Source organism: Stenotrophomonas sp. YJH_SMC_43, assembly GCF_059372535.1.
Map to the genome: position 1 here is coordinate 770,436 of NZ_JCAFVQ010000003.1, position 11,571 is coordinate 782,006.

The following is an 11,571-nucleotide window of genomic DNA, read 5'->3' on the forward strand; positions in this document are numbered from 1 at the left end:
GCGCCGTAGAGCAGCCGAGCGTGGGCTCGGCTCTACAGATCATTTCCCGCGCAGCTTCTGGAACCCGGTCACCGCCGCCAGCACGATGGCGCCGGCGATGATGCCGACCACCATGTTGGCCGCAGCACTGATCAGCCAGCCCCACTGCCCTTCACCGCCCAGCGCCTGCACCGCGTGGTGCAGCGCCGGCACGTTGTGCACCAGGATGCCGCCGCCGACCAGGAACATGGCGATGGTGCCAGCCACCGACAGGAACTTCATCAGCCACGGCGCCGACGCCACCAGGCCGCGACCGAAAGCGGCAATGGCTCCGCCCTTGCGCGAGAGGTACAGGCCGACGTCATCAAGCTTCACGATGCCCGCGACCAGCCCATAGACGAACACCGTCATCGCCAATGCAACCACGGCCAGCGTGACCACCTGGTTGGTGAACGACGCGGTGGCCACCACGCCCAGGGTCAGCACGATGATCTCGGCCGAGAGGATGAAGTCGGTGCGGATCGCGCCCTTCACCTTGTCCTTCTCCCACGCCACCATGTCCACCTGCGTATCGGCCAGCGCCTTGCGCCGTTCGGCCTGATGCTCGGCGTCGTCCTCGGCTGAGTGCAGGAAGCGGTGCGCCAGCTTCTCCACGCCTTCGAAACAGAGGAAGGCACCACCGATCATCATCAGCGGCACGATCAGCGGCACGTTCCAGCCGCGGCTGTGCAGCCAGGCCTCCAGGGCGCTGATCGCCAGTGCTGCCGGTACCAGGATCACCTTGTTGACCAGCGAGCCCTTGGCCACCGCCCACACCACCGGCAGCTCGCGGTTGGCGTTGACCCCGGTCACCTGCTGCGCGTTCAGCGCCAGGTCGTCGCCCAGCACACCGGCGGTTTTCTTCGCCGCGACCTTGGTCAGGACCGAGACATCGTCGAGGAGGGTGGCGATATCGTCGAGCAGGGCGAACAGGCTGGCACCGGCCATGGGAAGTCCAGAGAGGGAATGAGCGGATTCTGACCGATACCGGGGCGGCTGCGGAAGCGGTCGGATTCACCGCGTGCCTACCGCCCCCCGGCGACACTGCGGAATCCGGACATTGCTGGCCAGCGGCCGGCACGACCGTCTTTGCCGCATGGGAGTTCCGCTTGAGCAATCCGCCCACCGCCAATGGCAATCCCCCGCTGGTCAAAGGCATGAACCGGCGCAGCCAGATCCTGCGCCTGTTGATGCGCTACCGCCATTCAGGCGTGTTTTCCGGCATGAACCTGGATGCCGCGGGCAATCCGGCCGACGTACCGGCAGATGGCAACCCGGAACAGTTCGTCAGTGACCTGGAAGCCTTGGGGCCCACCTTCGTCAAGCTGGGCCAGATGCTCTCTACCCGCCCGGACATGGTGCCGGTGGAGTTCGCCACGGCGCTGGAGCGCATGCAGGAGAAGGTGGCCGAGATTCCGGTCGAGCGCATCCATGCCATCGTCGAGCAGGAACTGGGCGCCCCGGTGAACAAGCTGTTCGCTGCGTTCGATCCCGAGCCACTGGGCTGCGCGTCGATCGCGCAGGTGCACCGCGCGGTGCTGCACGATGGCCGCCAGGTAGCAGTGAAGGTGCAGAAGCCTGAAGTCGCCGCGCAGCTGCGCTCGGACCTGGAGGCGCTGCGCAGCTTCGCGCTGGCCGCCGACCACCTGACCCAGGTCGGCCGCCGCGTCCGCCTGCGCGACTGGCTCAACGAGTTCGCCAAGACCCTGATGCAGGAGCTGGACTACCACGCCGAGGCCGAGAACCTGGCCCGTTTCGGCCGACACCTGAAGCCGTTCCGCCGCCTGTGGATACCGCAGCCGCTGTGGGACTACAGCAGCCAGCGCGTGCTGACCATGGAACTGGCCACCGGCGTGCGCGTGGATGCGATTCCCGATGTGCGCCGCACCGAGCAATCGATGGATCCGCTTGCCGCCGCGCTGATCCGCGGCTACCTGGACCAGATCTTCGTGCATGGCGAGATCCACGCCGATCCGCATCCGGGCAACCTGCGGGTGATGCCCGATGGCCGGCTGGCGATCTTCGACCTGGGCATGGTCGCGCACATGCCGCCGCGCCTGCGCGAGCGCTTGCTGAAGATCCTGTTCGCAGCGGTCGATGGCCGTGGCGAGGAAGTGGCCGACGACCTGATCAGCATCAGCACGCGGCTGGAGGCGTTCGACGAGGAACGTTATCTGCGCGAGACCGGCCAGTTGATCGCGCGTTACGCCGCCAGCGGCACGTTCTCCGAAGGCCGCGTGGTGCTGGACATGGTGCGCATCGCCACCGCCTGCGGGCTGCGCACGCCGCCGGAACTGAGCCTGCTGGGCAAGGCACTGCTCAACCTGGAAACCGTGTGCCGGCTGCTGGCACCAGAGCTGGAAACACGTCGCATCGTCGAGCGCCAGCTGCAGCACGTGATGCGCGCACGCCTGAAGAAATCGCTGTCTGCCGCCAACCTCGCCAGCGAGGCGATGGAGCTGCAGCAGCTGCTGCGCGATGGGCCGCGCAAGCTGTCGGACATCATGGCCCTGCTGGCCGAAAACCGCCTGCAGATGAAGGTGACCGGCCTGGAAGAATCGCGGTTGATGGAGAACCTGCAGAAGATCGCCAACCGCGTCGCGGCCGGCATCATCAGCGCCGCGTTGATCATGGCCGCCGCGATGATGATGAAGATCGACACCGGCTGGCATCTGTTCGGCTACCCGCTGATTGCGCTGATTCTGTTGTTCATCGGCGTGGTGCTCGGCCTTGGCATCGTGACCAGTGCATTGCTGTTCGACCGTCGCGCACGGGCACGCGAAGAACGCGGGCATCGCTAGCACATCAACGAAAACGCCGTATTCATGCGGTTTTTAATGCAATCCAACGTAGCCTTTCACGCTCGTTTTACCTTCTGAGCGCGATTTCGCGCGCGTCATTCCAACAAACATTTCAGTCAGGTTCGTGCATGCACTATCGGGTCATCGGCCTGTCATGTGCATGTGCTTGCGACAGCGCCGGTCGGATGGACACGCGTCGGTACGACGTCCATCAACATCCCGTCACTGCCGAAGCTGCCTATGCTCTGGATACTGTTGTTGTCGTTGTTGCTGCTGTGCTGGCTGTTCCTCGCGTCCGACAAGTGGGTGTGGTGGAAGGCCAGCGCATTCTCGCTGCTGCTGCTCATGCTCAGCGCATGGTGGCTGATCGACAAGCTGTCCGGTGATGGACTCAACGCTGCAACCCTGTACCACCTCGGCGCCGACATGGAAGGCGCCGGTGTCTCCGACTTCAAGGGCTACATCGCCGGCTTCATCGTGCTGGCGCTGGTCTCGCTGCTGCCGCTGTTCGCCACGCGGGTGAAGCGCTGGCGCCGGCCCGGCCACGGTGGCGCGTTGTTCGCCGGTTTCGCGGCCGTGTGGGTGGCCACGATCATGATCAGCCCACTGGCCCGCGACGGCCAGCGCCTCTACCAGCAGCTGCGCCCGGTCGACTTCGCGCGCATCGCCCCCGAGTACCAGGTGCCGACGCAGCCGCTGCAGCGCCCGCGCAACATCGTCTGGATCTACGGCGAAAGCCTGGAGCGCACCTACCTGGATGAGAACGTGTTCCCGGGCCTGATGCCCAATCTCAACCGGCTGGCCACAAAGTCGCTGGACGTGCGCGGGCTGGCCTCGGCCGAAGGCAGCGGCTGGACCATCGCCGGCCTGGTGTCGTCGATGTGCGGCGTGCCGTTGACCACCTCGCAGGGCGATGAGAACAGCATGGACCGCATGGGCAGCTTCCTGCCCAAGGCGGTATGCCTGGGCGACTACCTGAAGCAGCAGGGCTACACCAACCACTATCTGGGCGGTGCCAACGGTCAGTTCGCCGGCAAGGGCCAGTTCCTGGCCAGCCACGGTTTCGATGAAGTGCATGACCTGGCCTGGTTCAAGCAGCAGAAGAAGATCGGCCGCATCCACTACTCGGCCTGGGGCGTGCACGACGACGTGCTGCTGGACACCGCCTACCAGCGCTTCGAGCAGCTCTCGCGCGCCGGCTCGCCGTTCATGCTGACCACGCTGACCATGGATACCCATCACCCAGCCGGCCATCTGCCGGTGTCGTGCAAGGGCGAGCGCTACCAGAGCCAGTACGGCAACATCAACATGCTCAACGCGCTCAAGTGCAGTGACCGGCTGATCTCGCAGCTGGTGCAGCGCATCCAGGCCAGCCCGTACGGCAAGGACACGTTGATCGTGATCGCTTCCGATCACCTGGCGATGCCCAACGACCTCAGCCACATTCTGACCCGGCAGAAACGCGAGAACCTGCTGCTGTTCCTGGGCGATGGCATTGCCCCGCAGCAGCTCAGCGCCGACGCCGGCACCACCCTGGATTCGGGTGCGACCCTGCTCAGCCTGCTGGACCCGAACCTGAAGACGATGGGCTTTGGCCGTTCGCTGATCGATACCCAGCGCGCGCCCAGCGCCAGCGTGGCCACCCAGCGCGATGGCGGCCGCGACTACCCGCAGTATCTGGCCTTCGCCCGTTCACTGTGGCTGGGTGAACCGACCCGCGAGCTGAAGATCGACGGCGACGACCAGGTGGTGGTCGGCCTGCAGCACGTGCAGCCACCGGTGCTGCTCGAGTACGACAAGGACTGGGGTTTGAAGTCCGTGTATCTGGAAAACACATCGCGCCAGTTCGATGATGCCAACCCGGACAACACCCTGGCCTATGTCGACCGTTGCACCGCGTTCGAGGACGGCTCGGCCGACGGTGACTGGTGCGCCCTGCTCGTCAACCGCGACAACGGCATCAAGCTGTACCGCGACAACGACCTGCGTGGCGGCATTGCCGTGGATGCGCCGCTGGACGCCTTCCAGGGCCCACGCCCGAGCGTGCGCCAGGCACACATGATCACCCAGAAGGGCCGCCGTACCCGCGCCGGCCAGTACATGCTGCAGCTGGTGGCGAGTACGCGCCCGGATCGTGGTTTCTGGATCGAAGCGGTGTCGTCGCAGCGCAAGGTGGTGCTGGCCCAGCAGTGGGTGCAGCCCGATGCCAACGGCAAGATCAACGTGTCGTTCGGGCTGGATCACGAAGTGGACGATCTGGAGATCCGCGCGTGGTTGAACCACGCCGAGAAGCTGGCAGTGGATACGTTCGCACTGGTGCCCTCGCGCAGCCGACCGCGGGGGTAGGGTTCTTTGCAGGGCTGCGCCCTGCACCCGCTACAAGCCGGGGCAACAGCAACGGCAACAGCGTGCATTCCGTGGTTGGGTGGGGCGGTGTCGGAGTGCGGGGACGCCGTGAATCCGTCCTTGGAGGCTTGGCAGCCGCATCCATGCGGCTGACACCCCGCACTCCGACACCGCCCCACCTCTGACAGATTCCTGCGGCTGTCGGTAGGTGTCGACCTTGGTCGACACAATCTGTCAGATATCGAAAATCAAAATGGGGTCAGATCCGTTTTCCTACGGAAAACGGATCTGACCCCAAAAGCAATTCCAACAGATCGCGGAAATCTGTCGAAGGCGGGGTGGGGCCGGTTGCGGGAGTGTCCGCGGCATGGATGCCGCGGCCAAGCCCCCAAGGATGGGTTTACGGCGTCTCCCGCAACCGGACCCACCCCGCCAATCCTCGGAATGCCAGCTTTTGCTGTTGCTCTTGCGGTTGACGTTGCTTCGGCGGGTGCAGGGCGCAGCCCTGCAGAACACCCCCTACTCCTGCGGATCGCGGGTGATGTGGATGTCGGTCGGGGTCGACAGCGGAATGTTCCGCTCCGCCAGGATCTGCAGCAGGCTGAAGTACAGATCGCTGCGGGTCGCATACACCTGCCGCGGGCTGGCTACGTACGCGAAGCTGTTGATGGTGATCTGGCCACCGGCAATGCTGTCGATGTAGACCGTCGGTGCCGGCTGATTCAGCACGTTGGTGTGCGCGGTGTACGCATCCAGCAGCGCCTGCCGCAGGTTGCCGACATCGGTGCTGGGCGGCACCGCGAACTGGATCTGGATGCGGCCCTGGTTGTTGCCCATCGTCATGTTGCGCACGGTCTTGGTGACCAGCTCGGAGTTGGGCACGATCAGCGTCGACTTGTCGCCCACTTGGATCTCGGTCGAACGCAGGCTGATGCGGCGGATGTCGCCTTCCTGATCACCCAGCTTCACCCAGTCACCGATCTTCACCGGGCGCTCGGCCAGCAGGATCAGGCCGGAGACGAAGTTCTGGGTGATCACCTGCAGGCCGAAACCAATACCCACCGACAGCGCGCTGACCAGCAGTGCCAGCTTGCTCAGCTGCAGTCCCATCGCGCTCAGGGCCCAGATCACCGCGATGATGATGCCGACGTAACGGGCGACGGTGCTGACCGAATTGCGTGCGCCCAGATCCAGTTCGGTCTTGGGCAGGTAGGTGTCGGTCAGCCAGCGCTGCACCAGCTGGGTGATCGCCAGGCCGGCCAGCAGCGCCAGTACCGCCATCACGATCCCTGCCGGTGCCAGCTTGGTACCACCGATATCGAAGCCGGTCGTGAACAGAGAAGTGAATCGATCCACCACTGCGCCGATGTTGCCGAACGGTGCCACCAGGGCAAGCAGCGTGAGCAGCACAACCACGGTACGCAGCGCCGCCGACAGCAGCACGCCGGCCTGCTCCAGGCGCGACACGCTCAGGCCGGTGCTGAGCAGGATGGTCTGGCCCACCTTGCTGTCCGCGTTGAGCATCCACGTGCTCAGGTCATCAACGAACTTGAACAGCAGGGTCGCTGCCAGCACCACGATGCTGCCGCCGATCAGCTGCTGGTTCACGAACTTGGCGAAGTTCAGGTAGCCCAGCAACGTCGCGACGATGGCGGCCACCACCGCGACGTTGCCCGCCACGCGTGCCAATACCAGCCAGCTGCTGCGGCGCACCGGCGTGGCCGCGCCCACGCCATCGGCCTGTGCCTCCAGCTTGGCCTCGGCCTCGGCGGTCTGCCGGCGATGCAGACGTGCCAGGGTCACCAGCATGGCCATGATCAGGCCCAGGTAGGTCAGGGCAATCAGGCCATCCAGCGCCACCGTGGTGACATCGCTGGTGCGCGTGGCCTGGTCGAGGGCCATCAGCACCGTGCTCAGCCAGGCCAGCGCCGCCGCGCCCCACGCGTACTTGCGCAGCTTCAGCGCGGCGGTGTCGTCCAGGTTCAACAGCCGCCATGACGGGCGCTTGGGCACCAGCATGCAGGCGCTGAGTGCAGCGATGAAGGCGGCGCGGAAGGTGGCCGTCTCCAGGCCGTCGGCCACCACCTGCAGGCGCGGCGCGATGGCATCGATGGCGTCCAGCGCCGCCATCAGCACCACCACGGCATAGCCGGGCAGCAACGTGCCGACCAGCAACAACCACATGGCCAGGCCGGAACGGCGCAGGCGTCCATCAGGCGCACGATCGGACGCGGCGAACTGCCGCCCCAAGCGGCGCAGCCACAGCCGCAGCGGGAACATCATCACCAGCGCGGCGATCAGGCCCAGCAACGGCGTGCCCCAGCCATTGGCCCGGACGCCGGCAACGAACGTATCGCGCCCCTGCTCGGCCAACGGCGCGACGCGTGCGATATCGATGGGCAGGCGCTCGGCCACCTTGCTCCACAGTGCCGGAGACAACGGCGAGGCGACCTTCTTCCCCATGTCTTCGGCGCGCTGCGCAGTGCGCTGCTGGTCGATGTCGGCTGCCAGCTGCTGGGCACGCACGGCACTGGTCTTGGCCTGCGCCACCGATGCGGCCAGGCCGTCGCGCTGCTTGTTGATCGTGCGCCGTTGCGCCGTCAGTTCGGGCGGCTCGGTGGTGCCCTCGGCAGGCGTGCCCAGCTGCGCCAGTTGTTCGTCGAGGCGAACCAGCTGGGGCTGCAGCGCCTTTTCCAGCGCCTCGGCGTCACGCCGTACCTGCGAGGCATTCTCCGACAGCATCGCCAGCGTCTCGATGGCTTCAGCATCGCCACGCTTGCGATCGATCTCCTTCAGGCTGGACTCGATCTGCGCCAGCTGCTGCTTCGGCGTGGGGTCTTCATCCTGTGCCAGCACCGGCGCGGACAGCAGGAGGGCGGTGCACAGCATCAGGACCCACCAAGGGCCCCGTGCACGGATCGATCGCAGGAAAGAAGACACGCCAGCCACACCGGTTCGCGCGGACCACCGCGCCTGCGCGCGACTATACGGCACAGGCGGTAAAGGGCGGATGGGCGACGCGCAGCAGTATCAGTACTTCAGGCGCAGCTCTTCCACGGTCGGCTGCTGCAGCGCGTACCAGTCCTGGAACTCTTCCTCGGTGATCTCATCGGGCGCGTACACCGCCACCGGATGCCAGTCGTGGTCGGTCGGCAGCGGCTGGCGCGGGCCGGCACGCAGGCTGTAGGACACGCCTTCGTAGTCGACCAGATCATCGACCTGCGGCCACTGTTCGCGTGCGAACGCGGATTCACTCTTCAACAGGATCACCTGGTACATCGGCACCTCCACTTCGGTTGGATCAGGAAAACACGGCGCTGGCCGCAGGATACCGCCGCACCGGTGACAACGGGCACGCCGCAGCGGCGACGGAACGTTCTGGACACGGCCATCGCCCCGGCTTCACCCGCCCATGGCAAGGCCCTCGGCATCGTGGAGGCCCCCCCCTGCCACGACCGCCGATGACCGAGCACCCGCCGCTGAAGACCGTTGCCGACCTCAAGCTGCCCCGCTACCTGGGCACCTGGTACGAGATCGCACGCCTGCCGATGCGCCATGAACCGGAAGGCTGCACCGACGTGTCGGCGCACTACACCCTGCTCGACAACGGCAACGTTGGCGTCACCAACCGCTGCCGCATGGACGGCGAGATCGAAGAGGCCACCGGCGAGGCCTGCGCGATCGACAACGACAGCGCGCGCCTGGAGGTCAGTTTCCTGCCCAAGGGCCTGCGCTGGCTGCCGTTCGCCAAGGGCGACTACTGGGTGATCCAGGTTGCCCCGGACTACAGCGTCGCGCTGGTCGGCAGCCCGGACCGCAAGTACCTGTGGCTGCTGGCCCGCGAACCGCAGCTGGACGCCACCGTGCAGGACCATTATCTGGCGTCCGCCCGCCTGCAGGGCTTCGATCTGTCCGAACTGATCCAGACCCCGCATACCGGCCAGCCCACGGCCTGAGCCGCACACGACCATGGACCTGAAGAGTGGTTACCCGTGGTGGGCGGTGCGCAACGGCCTGATCCACGCCTTCCCACCGCTGGAAAAGGACCTGCGCTGCGACGTGCTGGTGGTCGGCGGCGGCATCACCGGTGCACTGATTGCCGACGAGCTGTCCCGGCATGGCCACGACGTGGCGGTGATCGAACAACGCGACATCGGCTGGGGCAGCACGGCGGCCAGCACCGCGCTGCTGCAGTACGAGATCGATACCCATCTGCTGGAACTGGCCCAACGCTATGGCCAGGACGCCGCCGCGCTGGCCTACCGCGCCTGTGCCGAGGCCATTCCGGCGCTGGGCGAGGTCGCTCGCGGCCTGAAGGACGTTGATTTCCAGCGCATGGACAGCCTGTACCTGGCCAGCCGCCATCGCGACGTGCCGCGCCTGATGGCCGAGGGCGATGCCCGTCGCGGTATCGGCCTGGATGCCCGCTGGCTGGGCCCGGAGGCACTGCGGGAACGTTTCGACGTTGAGGCCGGCGGCGCCCTGCTGACCCGGCAGGCGGCCCGGGTTGATCCGTATCGGCTGACCTATGCGCTACTGCAGCGCCTGCGTCGGCGCGGCGGCCATGTGCATGACCGCACCGTACTGCACAGCCTCGATGCTACCGCGCGCGGGGTGACCGCCCGTACCGAAGCCGGTGCCACCATCCGCGCACGCCACGTGGTGCTGGCCATGGGCTATGCCAACCAACGCTGGCTCAAGCAACGGGTCGCACGCAACCGCAGCAGCTACGCCTTCATCACCGATCCCATCGATGCGGACGTGCTCGGCCGGCTGCGCACCACGATGGTGTGGGAAAGCGCACGCCCCTACCTGTACCTGCGCGCCACCGGCGACCAGCGCCTGCTGGTCGGCGGGCTGGACGACGCCATCGACATCCCCGCCCGCCGCGACCGGCGCGTTCAGAGCAAGGCCGACCAGCTGATGAAGCAGCTGCTGCGCTGGTTCCCACGGCTGGACCCGGTGCCGGCGTTCTCCTGGGGCGGCACCTTCGCCGAGACCGCTGATGGCCTGCCGTTCTTCGGCCCGCACGAACAATGGGGCCCGCGGGTGCACTTCGCCATGGCCTACGGTGGCAACGGCATCACCTATTCGATGATCGGCGCGCAGCTGCTGCGGGCCCGGATCGAGCGGCGCACGCATGCGCTGGAGGGGCTGTTCGGGTTCGGCCGGTTGTAGCCTGCAGCCAGGCATGGCCTGGCTCTACCGTAAGCGGGCGCCGACAGGCATCATTCAAGCAACCCCTGCTAGCGTCGGCCTGTACCGCCGCGTGTTGCGTGGCCACCTGTCCGCTGGAGCGCCGTCATGATCCGCCCCCTGACCCTGCTGCTGTGCCTGGCCCTGCCGGGAACCGTGCTGGCCCAGTCCGCCGCAGGCGCCACCGCGCCGCAGGCGGCCGGCCTGGACCTGACGCTGCCGCAGGCGCCGATGCGCTACCTCAACGACCCGGCCCTGCAGCAGGACCCGCCGGGCACGTACTACGGCGACAAGAGCGGCCCGCGCGTGCACGACGACGCGAAGATCGCCGACGTGACCGACGACAAGGTCAAGGTGTCCGGCAGCTTCACCACCGGCATCGGCTATTCCAAGAACGGTGGCAACAGCCACTACAACGCCGCCACGCTGAACCTGAGCAAGAACTACACCACCGATGAAGGCAAGACCCACGGGGTCAACGTCAACATCCACGTGAGCGAAGGCAAGGGACCGGGCTTCTTCGGTCCGTATGGCGGCTATTACGGCCGCGGCCCGGGCTATTGGGACTACCCGCCGCCGTACGGCTGGTAAGCCAGCTCCTGTAGAGCCGAGCCCATGCTCGGCTACGGTTGGCCGCAAAGCCGAGCATGGGCTCGGCTCTACATGGCCAAACGTCAATCCAGCCAGCCATCGCGCTCGCTGTGCAGGATCCGGCCGTCATAACCGCTCAGGCGCACGTCCACCTTCTGGTTGCGTGCATTGCGGGCCTCCAGCGACCAGGTCGCACCATCGCGTTCCAGCGAATGGATCTCGCGCAGGCCATGCGCCTGTGCCCGTGCCAGCACCTGCTCGGTGGTCAGCAGCGCGCGGCCGCTGTGCTCGTCGAAGATCTCGCCGGTCTTCGGGTCCACGTAGACCTCGCTGAAGCGGCCATCGGCGCGGCTCACGTCGGCCTCCCACAGGCCATCATCGCGTTCGATCTCGTGGATCTGGGTGTAGCCGGCCTTGCGCAGGGTCTGTTCAACCTGGGCCATGCCCAGCGGCGCGGCCTGTACGGCCGGCGCGACGGTCAGCAGGGCAACAGTGGCGAGGGTGAGCGACTTCAACATGGGGGTTCTCCTGTTCGTGTTCGTGGCCGGACCATCCCGGCAACGCCACAATGCACCCCGTGGTTAACAGCGCCTTAGCCGGCACTGTTAGCCAGCTGTTA

Annotated in this window: 9 protein-coding genes; 5 read left to right on the forward strand and 4 right to left on the reverse strand. The window is 66.4% G+C overall.

Annotation, left to right across the window (positions count from 1 at the left end):
- Positions 1–39: 39 nt before the first annotated feature.
- Positions 40–966, reverse strand: a complete 927-nt coding sequence (locus AC5QAH_RS15730) for a DUF808 domain-containing protein (RefSeq protein ID WP_010482694.1) — start codon at positions 964–966, stop codon at positions 40–42.
- A gap of 209 nt (positions 967–1,175) precedes the next feature.
- On the opposite strand from AC5QAH_RS15730, the gene AC5QAH_RS15735 reads away from it, so the two are divergent.
- A complete protein-coding gene (locus AC5QAH_RS15735) occupies positions 1,176–2,819 on the forward strand; it encodes an ABC1 kinase family protein (RefSeq protein WP_224329419.1) in 1,644 nt (547 codons plus the stop codon).
- A 240-nt stretch (positions 2,820–3,059) separates the two neighbouring features.
- Positions 3,060–5,165 (forward strand): phosphoglycerol transferase I, encoded by a 2,106-nt coding sequence (locus AC5QAH_RS15740; protein WP_049453975.1) that lies wholly within the window; start codon positions 3,060–3,062, stop codon positions 5,163–5,165.
- A 519-nt stretch (positions 5,166–5,684) separates the two neighbouring features.
- Here the strand turns inward: AC5QAH_RS15740 and AC5QAH_RS15745 are convergent.
- A complete protein-coding gene (locus tag AC5QAH_RS15745; protein WP_049453977.1) occupies positions 5,685–8,054 on the reverse strand; it encodes a DUF3772 domain-containing protein in 2,370 nt (789 codons plus the stop codon).
- A gap of 141 nt (positions 8,055–8,195) precedes the next feature.
- On the reverse strand, positions 8,196–8,444 hold the full coding sequence (locus AC5QAH_RS15750; protein ID WP_006474562.1) for a hypothetical protein: 249 nt from the start codon (positions 8,442–8,444) through the stop codon (positions 8,196–8,198).
- 182 nt (positions 8,445–8,626) lie between these two features.
- Here AC5QAH_RS15750 and AC5QAH_RS15755 point away from each other — a divergent pair, with 182 nt between their 5' ends.
- The 3 genes from AC5QAH_RS15755 (at position 8,627) to AC5QAH_RS15765 (ending at position 10,952) form a co-directional block, all read left to right on the forward strand.
- Positions 8,627–9,121 carry a lipocalin family protein gene (locus AC5QAH_RS15755; RefSeq protein ID WP_019336294.1) on the forward strand — a complete coding sequence of 165 codons (495 nt, stop codon included), beginning with the start codon at positions 8,627–8,629 and terminating at the stop codon, positions 9,119–9,121.
- A 13-nt stretch (positions 9,122–9,134) separates the two neighbouring features.
- Entirely contained in the window at positions 9,135–10,343 is a 1,209-nt protein-coding gene (locus AC5QAH_RS15760) for an NAD(P)/FAD-dependent oxidoreductase (RefSeq protein WP_049453979.1), read from the forward strand.
- A 126-nt stretch (positions 10,344–10,469) separates the two neighbouring features.
- Positions 10,470–10,952 carry a hypothetical protein gene (locus tag AC5QAH_RS15765; RefSeq protein WP_019661543.1) on the forward strand — a complete coding sequence of 161 codons (483 nt, stop codon included), beginning with the start codon at positions 10,470–10,472 and terminating at the stop codon, positions 10,950–10,952.
- Between the two features lie 83 nt (positions 10,953–11,035).
- Here the strand turns inward: AC5QAH_RS15765 and AC5QAH_RS15770 are convergent, their stop codons facing one another.
- The gene (locus AC5QAH_RS15770) at positions 11,036–11,470 is read right to left on the reverse strand and encodes a PepSY domain-containing protein (RefSeq protein WP_043401290.1); all 435 of its coding nucleotides are present in this window, start codon (positions 11,468–11,470) and stop codon (positions 11,036–11,038) included.
- Between the last annotated feature and the right edge of the window lie 101 nt (positions 11,471–11,571).